Annotated in this window: 15 protein-coding genes; 4 read left to right on the forward strand and 11 right to left on the reverse strand. The window is 64.5% G+C overall.

Annotated elements, in window-relative coordinates:
* Positions 1-30 precede the first annotated feature (30 nt).
* The 6 genes from RAD04_RS32325 to RAD04_RS32350 form a co-directional block, all read right to left on the reverse strand.
* The gene (locus RAD04_RS32325) at positions 31-1,032 is read right to left on the reverse strand and encodes a 4-hydroxythreonine-4-phosphate dehydrogenase PdxA (protein WP_461627024.1); all 1,002 of its coding nucleotides are present in this window, start codon (positions 1,030-1,032) and stop codon (positions 31-33) included.
* A complete protein-coding gene (locus RAD04_RS32330) occupies positions 1,029-2,567 on the reverse strand; it encodes a tripartite tricarboxylate transporter permease (RefSeq protein ID WP_461627025.1) in 1,539 nt (512 codons plus the stop codon). The genes RAD04_RS32325 and RAD04_RS32330 overlap by 4 nt, the downstream gene beginning before the upstream one ends.
* A gap of 10 nt (positions 2,568-2,577) precedes the next feature.
* Positions 2,578-3,060, reverse strand: a complete 483-nt coding sequence (locus RAD04_RS32335; protein ID WP_461627026.1) for a tripartite tricarboxylate transporter TctB family protein — start codon at positions 3,058-3,060, stop codon at positions 2,578-2,580.
* A 259-nt stretch (positions 3,061-3,319) separates the two neighbouring features.
* Complete coding sequence (locus RAD04_RS32340; RefSeq protein ID WP_461627027.1) at positions 3,320-4,312, reverse strand: Bug family tripartite tricarboxylate transporter substrate binding protein; 993 nt, start codon at positions 4,310-4,312, stop codon at positions 3,320-3,322.
* A 51-nt stretch (positions 4,313-4,363) separates the two neighbouring features.
* Positions 4,364-5,623 (reverse strand): CaiB/BaiF CoA transferase family protein, encoded by a 1,260-nt coding sequence (locus tag RAD04_RS32345; protein ID WP_461627028.1) that lies wholly within the window; start codon positions 5,621-5,623, stop codon positions 4,364-4,366.
* Positions 5,624-5,633: 10 nt separating this feature from the next.
* Positions 5,634-6,428 carry an enoyl-CoA hydratase/isomerase family protein gene (locus RAD04_RS32350; protein ID WP_461627029.1) on the reverse strand — a complete coding sequence of 265 codons (795 nt, stop codon included), beginning with the start codon at positions 6,426-6,428 and terminating at the stop codon, positions 5,634-5,636.
* Positions 6,429-6,547: 119 nt separating this feature from the next.
* Between RAD04_RS32350 and RAD04_RS32355 the strand changes: the two genes are divergently transcribed.
* Positions 6,548-7,213 carry a GntR family transcriptional regulator gene (locus RAD04_RS32355; protein WP_461627030.1) on the forward strand — a complete coding sequence of 222 codons (666 nt, stop codon included), beginning with the start codon at positions 6,548-6,550 and terminating at the stop codon, positions 7,211-7,213.
* A 225-nt stretch (positions 7,214-7,438) separates the two neighbouring features.
* Positions 7,439-8,410: an MBL fold metallo-hydrolase gene (locus tag RAD04_RS32360; RefSeq protein WP_091956830.1), complete on the forward strand. Its 972-nt coding sequence runs from the start codon at positions 7,439-7,441 to the stop codon at positions 8,408-8,410.
* A 75-nt stretch (positions 8,411-8,485) separates the two neighbouring features.
* Here RAD04_RS32360 and RAD04_RS32365 read toward each other — a convergent pair whose 3' ends face one another.
* The 5 genes from RAD04_RS32365 to RAD04_RS32385 form a co-directional block, all read right to left on the reverse strand.
* Entirely contained in the window at positions 8,486-9,205 is a 720-nt protein-coding gene (locus RAD04_RS32365) for a haloacid dehalogenase type II (protein WP_461627031.1), read from the reverse strand.
* 133 nt (positions 9,206-9,338) lie between these two features.
* Positions 9,339-10,340, reverse strand: a complete 1,002-nt coding sequence (glpX, locus tag RAD04_RS32370) for a class II fructose-bisphosphatase (RefSeq protein WP_018323059.1) — start codon at positions 10,338-10,340, stop codon at positions 9,339-9,341.
* A 161-nt stretch (positions 10,341-10,501) separates the two neighbouring features.
* Positions 10,502-11,818, reverse strand: coding sequence for a homoserine dehydrogenase (locus RAD04_RS32375; RefSeq protein ID WP_461627032.1), 1,317 nt, complete (start codon positions 11,816-11,818; stop codon positions 10,502-10,504).
* Positions 11,819-11,847: 29 nt separating this feature from the next.
* A complete protein-coding gene (locus tag RAD04_RS32380) occupies positions 11,848-13,068 on the reverse strand; it encodes an LL-diaminopimelate aminotransferase (protein WP_063194328.1) in 1,221 nt (406 codons plus the stop codon).
* A 216-nt stretch (positions 13,069-13,284) separates the two neighbouring features.
* Complete coding sequence (locus RAD04_RS32385) at positions 13,285-13,560, reverse strand: hypothetical protein (protein WP_049815128.1); 276 nt, start codon at positions 13,558-13,560, stop codon at positions 13,285-13,287.
* Between the two features lie 253 nt (positions 13,561-13,813).
* On the opposite strand from RAD04_RS32385, the gene RAD04_RS32390 reads away from it, so the two are divergent.
* Together RAD04_RS32390 and RAD04_RS32395 are read left to right on the forward strand one after the other, a co-directional pair.
* Complete coding sequence (locus tag RAD04_RS32390; protein ID WP_461627033.1) at positions 13,814-15,622, forward strand: PHA/PHB synthase family protein; 1,809 nt, start codon at positions 13,814-13,816, stop codon at positions 15,620-15,622.
* 64 nt (positions 15,623-15,686) lie between these two features.
* Entirely contained in the window at positions 15,687-16,085 is a 399-nt protein-coding gene (locus RAD04_RS32395) for an MAPEG family protein (RefSeq protein WP_091956833.1), read from the forward strand.
* Positions 16,086-16,108: the final 23 nt, after the last annotated feature.

The following is a 16,108-nucleotide window of genomic DNA, read 5'->3' on the forward strand; positions in this document are numbered from 1 at the left end:
CAGCAAGCGCTCACTGCCAGTGCGTGCAAATCAGGCGGCGCGGCGAGCGGCCATCTCCGCGGCGAGGAGCAACGCGGCGTGGCTGGCGCCGATCGACGCGATGCCCTGTCCTGCGATGTCGTAGGCGGTGCCGTGCGCGGGCGTGCAGATCGGGAAAGGGAAGCCACCGAGCATGGTGACGCCGCGATCGAACCCCATCAGCTTCATCGCGATCTGGCCCTGGTCGTGATACATCGTCAGCACCGCATCGAAGGCGCCGGCCTTGGCGCGCAGGAAGACGGTGTCGGCCGGGAACGGTCCCTCCGCGGCGATGCCCTCGCGCTGACCGGCCGCGACCACGGGCGCGATGATGTCGATCTCCTCGCGACCGAAATTGCCGCCGTCGCCCGCGTGCGGATTGAGACCGGCGACCGCAATCCGCGGCCGCGCGAAGCCGGCCTTGCGCATGCATCGATCGGTCAGCTGGAGCGCACGATGGATGCGCTCGCTGGACAGCCTTGCAGCGACGTCCCTCAGCGGGATGTGCGAGGTCACCCGCGCGTTCCAGAGCCGGTCCAGCACGTTGAACTCGCTCGCCGCGGTCTTGAGGCCGACCACCTCCGCAGAGAATGCGATCTCGTCGTCGTACTCGGCGCGGGCGAGCCGCATCGCCTGCTTGTTGAAGGGGGTAAAGCAGACCGCATCGACATGGCCGTCGCGGCCGAGCTCGAGCGCGTGTTTGTAGTTGGCAAGCGCAAATTTTCCGCCGGCAAGAGTCGCGGTCTTCGGCTCGACCTCCTTGGGATCGAGGTGACCGAGATCAACGAACAGCGCTTCGCCGTCCGCCGCGCGAAGATCCCCCTGCTCCACCATCTTCAGCGCCGGCTTGACGCCGGCAATGCGCGCGCCCTCCTCGAAGATGCGGCGGTCACCGATCACGACGAGCCGGCAGCTCGCGCGGACGTCGTCCTGCGCCACCAACTTGGCCGTCAGCTCCGGGCTGATGCCGGCGGGGTCTCCCATGGCCAATGCAATCAGCGGCTTTGCGGTCATATGATCACCTTCTCCTGGGCGGTCGTTTCGGTCGCGGGGGATACGGGCTTGCGCCACAGGCGCGCGAGCTGCAGCACGAGCGGAAGCAGCAGCAGCGCGATGCCGGCCATGATCAGGCATGTCACCAGCTTGTTCGCGAAGAAGATCCCGATTGATCCCTTCGACATCAGCATCGACTGCCGGAACGCATCCTCGGCCTTGTCGCCGATGACGATGGCGAGCACGAGCGGCGCCAAGGGATAGAACAGCTTCTTGAAGAGATAGCCAACGATTCCGAAGCCGAGCATCATGACAACGTCGAGATAGGAGTTCGACACCGAATAGGCGCCGACGACGCAGATGATGACGATCAGCGGGGCGATGACGACGAAGGGAATCCGCATCAAAGCGGCAAACACAGGAACAGTCAGCAGCACCAAGGCGACGGCGACGATGTTGCCGACATACATCGAGGCGATCAGGCCCCAGACGAAGTCCTTCTGGTCGACGAACAGCATCGGCCCGGGATTGAGGCCCCAGATCATCAGCCCGCCCATCATGACGGCTGCGGTCGCCGAGCCGGGAATGCCGAGCGAGAGCATCGGCAGCAGCGCGCTGGTGCCTGCGGCATGGTCGGCCGTCTCCGGCGAGATGATGCCTTCGACCTCTCCGGTGCCGAAATAGCGGCCGCGGCGCGAGAAGCGACGGGCAATGCCATAGCTCATGAAGGAGGCCGCGGTCGGCCCGCCCGGGGTGATCCCCATCCAGCAGCCGATTGCGGCGCTGCGCAGCAACGCAACGCCATGCCGCGGCAGGCGGCCGACCGCGCGGAACACTTCGCGCCAGTCGATCTTCGAGGACACCGCGCGGGCATGGAATTCCTCTTCGACCGCGACCAGCAGCTCGCCGATGCCGAACAGGCCCATCACCGCGACGACGAAGCTCACGCCCTTGACGAGCTCGTCGACGCCCATGGTGAGGCGGACGCTGCCGGACACCGTGTCGATGCCGATCGCGGCGATGGCAAAGCCGATCGCCAGCGCCACGACGGTCTTGATCGGCGCCGAACCGCCCATGCCGACGAAGCTGGCAAAGGCCAGGAAATAAACCGCAAAATATTCCGCAGGGCCAAAGGCGAGCGCGACCTGCGCCACCCAGGATGCGAGGAAAGTGATCAGGATGACGCCAACCAGCGCGCCGAAGGCGGCAGAGCCGAAGGCGGTGGCGAGCGCCGTGGTCGGCCTTCCGTCGCGCGCCATCGGATAGCCGTCGAAGGTGGTCGCGACCGACGACGGCTCGCCGGGAATGTTGAACAGGATCGAGGTGACCGAGCCGCCGAACAAAGCCCCCCAATACATGCTGGAGAGCAGGATGATCGCCGACACCGGCTGCATGCCGAAGGTCAGTGGCAGGAGCAGCGACACCCCGTTCGGCGCACCCAGCCCCGGCAGCACGCCGACGAGAATGCCGAGCAGCACGCCGACGACCATCAGCACCAGGTGCGGCACGGTGACCGCGATGGTGAAGCCGTGGAGGAGTTCGCCGAGATTGTCCATCGGACCTCCGTCAGAACCCGAGGGCGGCTGCAAGCGCGCCGTGCGGCAAGCTCACCTGGAACATGCGCTCGAAAACGACGTAGAGCGCGAGTGCCGTCGCCGCCGCCATGGCGAGCGCGCGCGGCACGGATTGATGCCTGGGGATCGCCAGCACCGCGAAGACATACAGCGACGAGGCGACGTACATCCCGGCGAGCGGGATCGCTGCCACGAAAATCGCGGCCGGCACGAACAGGCCGGCGAGCCGGCGCAGCTCGAAGGGCGTGATCGCGATGGGAACATTCGCCAGGGACGCAACCGGCAACACGCCCCGCACCAGGTTGTAGAGGCTTCCAACCACGATGATGATGCCGGTCAGGAACGGGAACGTGCCGGCGTCCACGCCCGCGCTCGACCAGCCGATGCCGTTGTCGAGGCTCGACACCACGACGGACACCCCGAAGCCGCCGGTGAGGATCGCGGTCGCAAGTTCAAGGGCGCGGCGAGAGATCATCGAAGGCTCCGCTCTGGCGTCGGACAAGGGTCGGTAGTGGCGCATGCGTCTTTGCCCAGCCCTCGCTGTCGTCCCTGCGAACGCAGGGACCCATAACCCCAGGGAGACGTTTGACGAAGACTTGACGTCACATCCACGCCGGTACCACCACCAGCACTCCTCGAGAGATCACGCGGTATGGGTCCCTGCGTTCGCAGGGACGACAGCGGAGTTGGTGGAGAAACCCCGCTTCCATCAAGGCTGATGCGACGACCCCTCGTCACTTCACCAGCCAGCCCTGCTCGCCCGCGACCTGTTTGACGTGTTCGAGATCCTGCTTGATGAACTTGTCGAGCTCAGCACCGGTCAGGAACGTGTCGACCTGGGAGGTCTTCTCGATGTAGTCCTTCCACTCCGGTGTCGCCTGCACCTTCTTCATAAGATCGACATAGAACGCGGCCTGGTCCGGCGTAACCTTGCCGGGCAACCACACCGTGCGCGGCTGCTCATATTGCTTGATGTCGAGCCCCTGCTCGACGCAGGTCGGAACGTCGCCCCAGCCTTCGGTCGCGGTGACCTTGGCGCCCTGCGGCAGCCGCTTCGGGCTGAAAACGCAGAGCGGCCGCTGCGTGCCGCCGCGCCATTGCCCGAGGCTTTCGCTGGGATTGTTGACGTGGGAGTCGAGATGTCCACCGGCGAGCTGCACGGCGGTCTCGGCGCCGCTCTTGAAGGGGATATAGGTCAGCTTGACCTTGCCGGCCTTCTCGATCATGCGCGTCAGCACCTCGTCGGTGTCCTTCGACTGGGCGCCGCCCATCTTGAACTCGCCCGATCCGGCCGCCTTCAGATAGTCACCCGCCGTCTTGTAGGGTGCGTCCTGCTTGACCCAGAGCAAAAACTCGTCCTGCGCCATCGCCGCTACGGGCGTGAGATCGGTGTAGTTGAAGGCGACCTTGGAGACGAGCGGCTGCTGCCACGCGTTCGAGGTGCCGAAGATGACCTTGTAGGGATCGCCGGCGGAGGCCTTGCCGTAGACATAGCCTTCGGCGCCGCTGCCGCCGCCCTTGTTGACGACGACGATCGGCTGCTCCGTCAGCTTGTGCTTGGTGATGATGTTCTGCACCGCGCGCGCGAGGTTGTCGGTCCCGCCGCCGGGCCCGGCGGTGGCGACGAACTCGATCGGCTTTTGCGGTTGCCAGGCACTGAGCGCCGGCATCGTGCCGGCGAGCATCGTCGCGGCTGCGGAGAGCATAAATATCGACGTCCGACCCATGATTTCCTCCAGCTGATTTTTGTCTTTTATCGTTGTCGTATCGACGTCCGGTCAGGCGACGCGTTCCTCGCGTCTTCCCGATGCCACGACGATTGCGCCTTCTTTTTCGAGCGCTTCGATCTGCTTCTGGTCGAACCCGTATTCGGCCAGCACTTCGCTTGTATGCTCACCATAGACCGGCGCGCCCGAGAGGACTTTGCCTGGGGTCTCCGAAAACTTGACGGGAAGACCGATCGTCTTCACCGGACCAAGCGTGGAATGCTCGACCTCGACGACCATCTCGCGCGCCAGAGTCTGGGGATCGCTGAGCGCCTCCAGCATGTCGTGCACCGGTCCGCACGGCACGCCCTTCTCGTCCAGCGCAGCGAGCCAGTGCGCCCGCGACTTCGTGCGGAAGCGCTCGCTCAGGACCGCTTCGAGCACCTTCAGATTGGCCATGCGGTCGGCCCCGGTGACGAACCGCGGATCGGCGGCGAGTTCGCTGGCGCCAAGGGCTTCCAGCATCAAGAGCCAGTGCTTCTTGTTGGCGCCGCCGACCACGAGCCAATTGTCGGAAGCTTCAAAGGCTTGATACGGCGCATTGAGCGGATGGGCCGAGCCCATCGCGCGCGGTGCTGTGCCCGCGGCGAGCGCAATGGTCGACTGCCAATAGGTTTGCACCAGGGCGGCTTCATAGAGCGAGGTCTCGACCCACTGCCCCTCGCCGGTCTTGAGGCGGTGCGTATAGGCTGCGAGGATGCCCATGCTGGCGAGCAGGCCGGCGGTGATGTCGGACAACGGCGGGCCGCATTTGACGGGCGGCCCATCCGGGCGCTCGCCGGTAAAGCTCATGATGCCGCTCATGGCCTGCGCGACGAGATCGAAACCGCGGCGGTGCTTATAGGGACCGGTGCGGCCGAAGCCCGACAGCGAGCAGTAGATCAGCGCCGGGAATTGCTCGTGCAACGCTTCGTAGCCGAAGCCGAGGCGCTCCATCGCGCCCGGCGCAAAGTTCTCGACCAGCACGTCGGCATCAGCGATCAGCCGCCGCAGCACCTGCTTGCCACCCTCGGTCTTCAGATCCAGCACGATGCCGCGCTTGTTGCGGTTCATCATCAGGAAGGAGGCCGCCTCCTCGCCGATCTTCGGCGGCACCGAATGACGGGTGTCGTCGCCGTTCGGCGATTTCTCGATCTTGATGACGTCGGCACCCATGTCGGCAAGCATCAAGGTACAGGTCGGCCCGGCCATGACATGGGTGAGGTCGACGACCCTAAGGCCGGCAAGCGGTCCCGAACGGCGAGAGTTGGATTGCGATCGATCGCTTTGCATCGGGCCTGTCCTATTGGCCGCGCCACTGCGGGGCGCGCTTGTTGAGGAAAGCATCGAGCCCTTCGCGAAAATCCTGGCTCGTGTAGCACATCAGGATGAGGTCCTCGCCTTCGTCCTGCGATAGCCGCCGTTGCAGGCGGGCCACTGCCTGCTTGGTCGCATTCAGTGTCAGCGGTGCATGGCTGGCGACGAGCCGGGCGACCTCGTCGGCGCGCTTTTCCAGCGCGGCAATGTCCTCGACCACTTCGCCGAGCAGCCCAACGCTTGCAGCCTCCGCGGCGTCGACGAGGCGTGCGGTGAAGATCAGGTCCTTGACGCGCGCGGCGCCAATGAGTGCGGTAAGACGGCTGACATTGGACATCGACAGGCAATTGCCAAGTGTTCGGGCAATGGGAAAACCGATCTTCGCGCTTGCCGTGCCGATGCGGAGGTCGCAGGCCGCAGCGATGCCGGCGCCGCCGCCGGTGCAAAAGCCGTTGATCGCCGCGATGGTCGGCACCCGGCACTGCTCCAGCGTGGTCAGCACCCGATCGATGCGGTTCTCGTAGTCGATCGCATCCTGCGGCGTCTTGAACTCGCGGAACTGATTGATGTCGGTGCCGGACGCAAAGGCCTTGTCGCCTGCTCCGCGCAGCACCAGCACCTTGATCGCATGATCGCTGTTGGCCTCCTCGCAGATCGCGGCGAGCCGCTCGTACATGGCGAAGGTGAAGGCGTTGCGGGCCTGCGGACGGTTGAAGGTGATCCGCCCGATGCCGTCATTGCATTCAAAAACGAGGTCGTCTGCCTCCACCGCCAGGTCCATTTCCTCATATCCTCTTGTTTTTTACATTTTTGAATGCAAAATCTGCGATTAGCAAGCTGGAACTTCAGAACTCCGGTCGATTATCCCAGTTTTGCATTCAAATTGGAGCGCTGGTCCCCATGCTTCACGAGGAAGTCGTCGGCCGTATCCGCGCAATCCTGCTCGACGGCGAAATCCCGCCGGGCGCGCGGATTCCCGAGCGCGAGCTATGTGAGCGGCTGGAGATCTCGCGCACGCCGCTGCGCGAGGCGCTCAAGGTGCTGGCCGCCGAAGGCCTCGTGCAGCTGCTGCCGCATCGCGGCTCACGCGCGGCAAAACTGACCGACAAGGACATGCGCGACCTGTTCGAGGTCTGCCAGGGCCTGGAGGCCCTCGCCGGCGAGCTCGCCTGCGAGCGCATCACGGAAGCCGAGATCGACGAGATCGCCGCCGCGCATGCGGCCATGGTGCTGCATTATCGCGACGGCGATCTGATCCAGTACTATCGCGGCAATCGCGCCATCCACGAGGGCATCGTCACCGCAGCCGGAAATCCCGTGCTCGCGGGGCTCTACACATCAGTGACGGCGCGCATCCGGCGCGCGCGCTACGTCACGCCGATGACGCCGCAGCGCTGGGCGCTCGCCGTGAAGGAGCATGACGCCATCCTGAACGCGCTCCAGCGCCGCGACGGTGCCGGCCTCTCCCACATTTTGCGCGCGCATCTCCGCCACAAGCGCGAGGAAGTCCTGCAGGCTGGCTTTGCCGAGACGGAAGGGACCGATCTCACGCTGAGAATTGCGTAAGGCGCAATTCGCGTTGTCCCGGCCAGCGGAGAGCGCGTCCACACGCGGCCGGCCCGCTGCCGCGGCTCGTTCCCGCTCCGCGTGAATCTGCGCGCTAATTCCACTTGCTAGCTTGTCGCGGCCGGAGCAGCATACTTTTCTGCCGGCCCGCGGCCGCGAGGCCGATCAGGCCGGCCCCAACGCGCGAACAATCGCGCAAAACAAAAGACAAAAGCGAGGAAACGCATGACAGTCGATGTCTCCCGTCGATCCCTACTCGCGCTTGGAGCGGGCCTTGGTGCCAGCGCCATGCTCGGCACCAGCGCGATGGCGCGGGCACCCAAGCTTGGCACCCAGACTCCCTATTGGCACCGCTTCGTTCTCGGCGATGCCGAGGTCACCGTCGTGTCCGACGGGCCGCTGCCGCTCGGCGATCCCTCCGGAACCTTCACCGGCGTTCCCAAGGAAGAGGTGAAGAAGATGCTGGCGGACAATTTCCTGTCGCCGGACAACGTCGTGCTCGAACAGAACTCCCCGATCGTGAACACCGGCGACAAGCTCATCCTGTTCGATACCGGCATGGGCTCATCGAAGATGTTCGGCGCCAGCACCGGCCGGCAACAGAAGAGCATGACCGAGGCCGGCATCAAGCCGGGGGACATTGATGCCGTGGTGTGCTCGCATGCCCATATCGACCATATCGGAGGCATCGTCGACGAAGGCGGCAAGCCGCTGTTTCCGAACGCGCAGATCTACATCTCGCAGACCGATTTCGACTTCTGGACCGACGAAGGCAAGCTCGGCAGCCCGGCCAAGGACTTCGTCGTTCACGCTCGCAAGAATCTGCTGCCGGTCCGCGACCGGATCGTATTCTTCAAGGACGGCCAGGAATTCCTGCCGGGGGTGCAGGCGATCTCCGCGCCCGGTCATACCGTCGGCCACACCATCTTCATGGTCTCCTCGGCCGGCAAATCGTTCGCCTTCCTCGGCGACCTCTCGCACCATTCCGTGCTGCTGCTCGAGCGGCCGCGCATGGAATTCTCCTACGACACCGACCCGAAGCAGGCGGCGGAATCGCGCGTCAAACTGCTGACGATGCTAGCGGCCAACAAGACCCCGGTGATGTCCTATCACTTTGCCTGGCCGGGTTACGGCCATGTCGCCAAGGCCGGTGAAGGCTTCCACTATTATCCCGAACCGATGCAGATGACGCTGTAGGTTCTCGAGATCAGGTCCGGGCGGCCCGCGCCGTCCGGACCGTTGCTGGCCGCGTCCATCCTATCGAGATGCCGCCTAGCAGCCGAGCCTGTCGGCGATCCCGCCAAAATCCTTGGCGACGATGTCCCAATTGCCGGTGGCTTCGAAATCGACCTTTTGGAGCGGACCGTACTCCGTCGGCCGTGCGACGAACGCGGTCTTCAGCCCATTCTTCTGCGCCGCCGCGAGATCGCCGTTGTGGGCAGCGACCATCATCACCTCCTCCGGCTTGAGGCAAAGCAGCTTCGCTGCGCCGAGATAGGTCTCGGGATCGGGCTTGTAGTGCTCGAACAGCTCGGTCGACATGATGAGGTCCCACGGCAGGCCCGCGAACTTCGCCATGTTGGTGAGCAGCGCGACATTGCCGTTCGACAGTGGCGAGATCACGAATTTCGACTTCAGCCGCGTCAGGCCCGCGACGCTGTCCGGCCAGGGATTGAGGCGGTGCCAGCCCTTGGTGAGATGATCGAGATCGGCCGCGGTGAGGCCTTTGATCGCGAACTGCGCGACCAGCTTTTCCAGCGAGCGGCGGTGCAGATCATCCAGCATGACATAGCCACGCTCGGGATGTTTGCGCACCTCGTCCATCGAGGCCATGTACATGCCGCGCCAGCCATCGACCAGAGCGGTCCAGTCGGCGCTGATGCCGCGCTGCCTGCTCCACCACATGAAGTCGGAGATCAGGCTGGTGCGCCAGTCCACGACGGTGCCGAACACGTCGAACACCAGGGCTTTGACGGCGGAGAGTTCGGACATGGCGCTTCCTCTGTTGTTCTTGTTATCATTCCGGGGTGCGCATCAGCGCGAACCCGGAATCCAGAAGTTGTGCGCGAGATTCCGATTCTCCGGGCCGCGCTTTGCGCGGTCCCGTCGTCCCGGAATGACGGACTCAATCCAGATGGAACTTCGCGAGCTCGCGATGCTCGGCCTTGATGTAGCGCACGGTGCCGGTGACCGAACGCATCACCACAGTCTCGGTCTCGATCACGCCGTCCTTGCGGAATTTGACGCCCGAGAGGAGCGAGCCCGTGGTGACGCCGGTGGCGGCGAACAGGCAGTCGCCGCGCGCCATGTCCTCGATGCCGTAGATCATCTTGGGATCGTTGACGCCCATCTTGGCCGCGCGTTCGCGCTTCTCGTCGGAATCGAGAATGAGACGGCACTGCATCTGGCCGCCGATGCAACGCAGTGCCACGGCCGCGAGCACGCCTTCCGGCGCACCGCCGGTGCCGAGATACATGTCGACGCCGGTATTGTCGGGATCGGCGCAATGGATCACGCCGGCGACGTCGCCGTCGGTGATCAGGCGCACGGCAGCGCCGGTCGAGCGTACGCTCTCGATGATGCTGGCATGGCGCGGACGATCGAGCACCAGAACCGTGATGCCGTCGGGCTGGACGCCCTTGGCCTTAGCGAGACGGCGGACGTTGTCGGCCGGCGTTGCATCGAGATCGACGACGCCCTTGTTGTAGCCCGGCCCGATCGCGAGCTTCTGCATGTAGACGTCGGGGGCGTGCAGCAGCGTGCCGCCGTCGGCCATCGCCATCGTGGCGATCGAGCCCGGCATGTTCTTGGCGCACAGCGTGGTGCCTTCGAGCGGATCGACCGCGATGTCGACCTGCGGGCCGGCGTTCAGGCCGACTTTCTCGCCGATGAAGAGCATCGGCGCCTCGTCGCGCTCGCCCTCGCCGATCACGATGGTGCCCTCGATCGGGAGCTTGTTGAGCTCGCGGCGCATCGCATCCACCGCAGCCTGGTCGGCCGCTTTCTCGTTACCGTGCCCGCGCAGCCGCGCCGACGACACCGCCGCCCGCTCCGTCACCCGCACGATCTCCAACGTGAGGATGCGCTCGAGCAACGCGTGCGGGGGGACTGAAATATGGGTCGACATCGGCTCACTCCTTCGAAACGGTTTTGGACAGAAGTCTCTGCCCGCATCAACTCTCAACGCCCACGGTTCGTTCGTTCAACCGCCTCATTGTTTCAGCATGACCTTTCCGGAAAACCGCTTCGCACTTTGTGCTGGCGCGGTCCTTCGGATCCGGGACATGCTCAGTTCTTCTCGATCCGGATCACCTGCGGCCGTCCGCTGATCACCTTGTCCTTCTGCACGGCGGCGAGCGCGCGGCGCACCGCGTCCTCATGCGTCGCATAGGTGATCAGGATGACGGGCACAGGAACCGCCTTGCCGTCGGCTGGCGCAGCGCCGCCATTGGGATGACGCTGCACGATCGACTCGATCGAAATCTTCTGCTCTGCCAGCCGCGTCGCGATCGCAGCCGCGGTGCCGGGGAAATCGCGTGCCAGGAGGCGGATGTAATAGCCGCCCTCGTGCCGCTCCATCGGCGCCTTCTTGGTGTCGCGCAAATGAGAAATGGGCCGGCCGAACGGATTGGCGCGGATTCCGCGCGCGACGTCGGCGATATCGGCGACGACGGCGGATGCCGTCGCGGCACCGCCGGCGCCGGGGCCGACCAGCGTGATCGGCGGAATGCCCTCGCCGTCGATTGTGACCGCATTGGTGACGCCCATCACCTGCGCGATCGAGGAGGATTTCGGAACCATGGTCGGATGCACGCGCTGCTCGATGCCCTTGGCGGTGCGCACCGCAACGCCGAGCAGCTTGACGCGGTAGCCGAGATCGGCCGCCGCGCGCAGATCTTCCGGCGCGATGGAGGAGATGCCTTCGACATACACCGCGCTTTGAGCAACTTTCGTGCCGAAAGCGAGGCTGGCGAGAATGGCGAGTTTTTGCGCGGTGTCATGGCCGTCGACGTCGAAGGACGGGTTGGCTTCGGCATAACCGAGCCGCTGCGCATCCGCGAGGCATTCGGCGAAGGACAGCCCCTCCTGCTCCATCCGGGTCAGGATGTAATTGCAGGTGCCGTTGAGGATGCCGTAGACGCGGTTGACGCCGGTTCCGGCAAGTCCCTCGCGCAACGTCTTGATGACGGGGATCGCGGCGCCGACCGCTGCCTCGTAATTCAGCGCACCGCCGTGCTTTTCAGCGCCTTTCGCCAGTTTCAAACCGTGCTTCGCGAGCAGCGCCTTGTTGGCGGTGACGACCGACTTGCCGGCGCTGAGCGCGGCCTCGACGGCCGACAGTGCGGGATCGCCGGCGCCGCCCATCAGCTCGACGAAGCAATCGATGCCGGGATGCGTGGCCAGTGCCATGGGATCTTTGACCCATTCGACGCCGCGCAGGTCGATGCCGCGCTTCTTCGCCTTCGTGCGCGCGGTGACGGCGACGACGCGGATGCCGCGGCCGCTGCGGCCTGCGAGCACGCGGGCCTGCGTTTCAATCAGACGGACAACTTCGGCGCCCACGGTGCCGAGCCCCGCTATGCCCACTTTCAGGGGTGCAACCATGATGACTTAGAAAACCTGCCGAAGAGAACTTAACGCCGATTGGCGAGCGGAACGACGTTGTGCAACGTTTCGATGCCGCTTTCAAGGAAGCGTCGCACGCCGCGCGCGGCCTGCCTGATCCGTTGCTCGTTTTCCACCATGGCGATGCGGACATATCCTTCACCATGCTCGCCGAAGCCGACGCCGGGCGAGACCGCAACGCCGGATTTCTCCACCATCAAGGTCGCGAATTGCATGCTGCCGACGCTGCGGAAGGCTTCGGGCAGCGGCACCCAGGCAAACATCGAGGCCTCCGGCGGTGGGATCTCCCAGCCGGCGCGGCCGAACGATTCCACCAGCGCATCGCGGCGCTTGCGGTAGGTGTCGCGCATCTCCTTGATGCAATCGTCCGGACCGTTCAGCGCTGCGGTGGCCGCAACCTGCACCGGCGTGAAGGCACCGTAATCGAGATAGGATTTGACGCGGGCGAGCGCCGCGATCACGCGCTCATTGCCGACGGCAAAGCCCATGCGCCAGCCGGCCATCGAGTAAGTCTTCGACATCGAGGTGAATTCGACGGTGACGTCCATCGCGCCGGGCACCTGGAGCACCGAGGGCGGCGGATTGTTCTCGTCGAAATAGACCTCGGCATAAGCGAGATCGGACAGGATCAGGATCTCGTGCTTCTTCGCGAAGGCGACGAGGTCCTTGTAGAAATCGAGGCTCGCCACATAGGCGGTCGGGTTCGAGGGATAGCAGACGACGAGCGCGAGCGGCTTGGGGATCGAATGGATGATCGCACGCTCGGCCGCCTCGAAGAATTGCGGCGTCGGCTCCGAGGGCACCGAGCGGATCACGCCGCCGGCCATCAGGAAGCCGAAAGCGTGAATCGGGTAGCTCGGGTTCGGGCAGAGGATGACGTCGCCGGGCGCCGTGATTGCCTGCGCCACGTTGGCGAAGCCCTCCTTGGAGCCTAACGTTGCCACGACCTGGGTGTCCGGATTGAGCTTCACGCCGAAGCGGCGGGCGTAGTAAGCAGCCTGGGCCTTGCGCAGGCCGTTGATCCCGCGGGAGGCCGAATAGCGGTCGGTGCGCGGCTTGCCCAGCGTCTCCTTCAGCTTTTCCAGCACATGCGCCGGGGCCGGCAGATCCGGGTTGCCCATGCCGAGGTCGATGATGTCGGCGCCGGCATTCCGCGCGGCCGCCTTGGCCCGATTGACCTGCTCGAACACGTAAGGCGGAAGGCGGCGGATGCGGTAAAATTCTTCCATGGCTCTCTGGGCTCCGGGGCAACCGGTCAGGACAGAATCGACAGGCCGGGACGGCGAATCGGAAAGGCGTCCATTCCCGTCGTGAAAACTACTCAAAATCAAATGCTTAGAGCAATCATCGACGACGAAGATTAAAGTCGTTCGCCCTGACTCTCGGCTGAACCGTGATCTTTTAGCACGGCAAGGCGGAGGCGCCAGCGATTACCTTGGAGCGGCTCATTTCGCATCCTTGCCGGCGACGGCCTGGCGATCGCGCGCGGCGGCGAGCTCAGCCTCGATCTTGGCACGCTGCTCCGGCGGGATGACCGCTTGATCGCGATCCGGCGGCAGGTCGTGCACCGGCAGATAGGTGCCGGGCTCCCTGGGATGCGCCTGCGCGTCCGTGGGCGTCATATCCGCGAGCTGACTCGAGCAGCCGCCGACGGCAAGCGCCGCGATCAGCAGCGCGCCGCGGATCGGCAGCGTCTTTTGCAGGTCCCACAACGCCAACACTTGGGAAATCCCCTACTCGTCCCAAAGCACGGCCCCGGGCAACCTTACCCAAGACCGCGCCCAAGCTCAAACCATTGCTGCCCAAATGGTGCGAGCGAGAAAACAGCCAATGCCCACCAAGCCGAGCGGTGCGGCCCGAATGTGACGGAACCAAGAAGATTTGTCGCAGTGCAACACATCTTCGAGAGTGTTTAACGTCAAACATGCGAGCTTCGCGGTGACGAATACGGAATGAATCGTTACTGTTCTGCTCATGAGTATGGCCACGACCGATACGCCCAAACCCGAGACGAAGTTCGATGCGGAAGCCTTCGCGATGAATGTCGCGCGGGCGATGGAGAGCGGCGGCAAGGCGCTGGCCGCTTACCTCAAGCCGCGCGAGAGCGGCGAGGTTCAGGATCGCCCGCCGCCCGAGCTTACCGAGGTCGTCAGGACCTTCACCTCGGTCGCCGAATATTGGCTGTCGGATACGTCCCGCTCCTCCGATCTGCAGACCAAGCTCGCCAAGGACTATCTCGACCTCTGGGGCTCGGCGGTGCGCCGCATGGCCGGCCAGGACGCGCCGCCCGCGATCGCGCCCTCGCCGCGCGACAAGCGTTTTGCCGACCCGGAATGGAAGTCGAACCAGTTCTTCGATTTCGTGATGCAGCTCTATCTGCTCACGACCAAATGGGCTCAAGAGCTGGTGCGTGATGCCGAGGGGCTCGATCCCCAGACCCGGCGCAAGGCGGAGTTCTACGTCCAGCAGGTCACCAACGCGCTCTCGCCGTCCAACTTCGTGCTGACCAACCCCGAGGTGCTGCGCGAGACCGTGACCAGCAGCGGCGAGAACCTCGCCCGCGGCCTGAAGATGCTGGCCGAGGACATCGCGGCCGGCAAGGGCATGCTGAAGATCCGCCAGTCCAATCCGGACAACCTCGTCGTCGGCGTCAACATGGCGACGACGCCGGGCAAGGTGATCTACCAGAACGAGATGATGCAGCTGATCCAGTATTCGCCGACCACGGAGACGGTGCTGCGCACCCCGCTCCTGATCGTGCCGCCCTGGATCAACAAGTTCTACATCCTCGATCTCAAGCCGGAGAAATCCTACATCAAGTGGTGCGTCGACCAGGGCATCACCGTGTTCGTGATCTCATGGGTCAATCCCGACAAGCGGCTCGGCAACAAGAGCTGGGAAGACTACATGAAGGAAGGTCCGCTCACGGCGATGGACGTGATCGAGAGGGTCACGGGCGAGATGAAGGTGCACACCGCCGGCTATTGCGTCGGCGGCACCATGCTCGCGACCACGCTGGCCTGGCTCGCCGAAAAGCGCCGCCAGCGCGTGAGCTCGGCGACGTTCTTCGCGGCCCAGGTCGACTTCACCCATGCGGGCGATCTCCTGGTGTTCGTCGACGAGGAGCAGATCACGGCGCTCGAGCAGGACATGAAGGCGGCCGGCGTGCTCGAAGGCTCGAAGATGGCGATGGCCTTCAACATGCTGCGCTCCAACGATCTGATCTGGTCCTACGTCGTTAGCAACTATCTGAAGGGGCAGCAGCCGAGCGCGTTCGACCTCTTGCATTGGAATTCGGACGCGACGCGCATGACCGCGTCGAACCATTCCTATTACTTGCGCAATTGCTATCTGGAGAACCGGCTCTCCACCGGCACGTTGGTGCTCGACAACACGCTGCTCGATCTCTCCAAGGTCAAGGTTCCCGTCTACAACCTCGCTACCCGCGAGGACCACATCGCGCCCGCTGAATCGGTGCTGTACGGCTCACAGTTCTTCGGCGGTCCGGTGAAATACGTGCTGTCGGGCTCGGGCCACATCGCCGGCGTCGTCAATCCGCCCGCCTCGAACAAGTACCAGTACTGGACCAACGACAACATCAAGGACGTCAACGTCGCGCAATGGATGAAGGACGCCGTGGAGCACAAGGGCTCGTGGTGGCCGGACTGGCGCCAATGGCTGGGCGAGCTCGATCCGGAGCAAGTCCCGGCGCGCAGCGTCGGCAGCGACGCCCTGCCCCCGATCGAGGACGCGCCCGGCAGCTATGTCAGGGTCCGCGCATAGCGGAATCTTCCGCGCTTTTGTATAGACTCGCGCTCAACGCAGCGACGACAGAGGGGATCGAACCATGACGCGCGAATTGTTCTGGCTGACACTGACTGTGATCCTGACCGGGATCCTCTGGATCCCCTACACCATCAACCGGTGCCAGGTCCGCGGCCTCAGTGGCGCGTTGGCCAACCCCTCGCGCGGCGACAAGCCGCAGTCGGAATGGGCGAACCGCCTGATGTTCGCGCATGACAATGCGGTCGAGAACCTCGTGCTCTTTGCGCCGCTGGTACTGATCCTCAACGCCATCGACTATTCCACAAAATGGACCGTGCTCGCCTGCGCCGTCTATTTCTGGTCCCGCGTCGCGCATCTCATCGTCTACGCGATCGGCATTCCCGTGTTCCGCACGCTGGCCTTCACCGTCGGCTTCCTCGCCCAGGCCGTGCTGGCGCTGGCGATCTTCAAGGTGGTTTGAACGCATGCCTTCGGCGCCCGGCA

The sequence above is a fragment of the Bradyrhizobium sp. 25ACV genome, assembly GCF_054863005.1.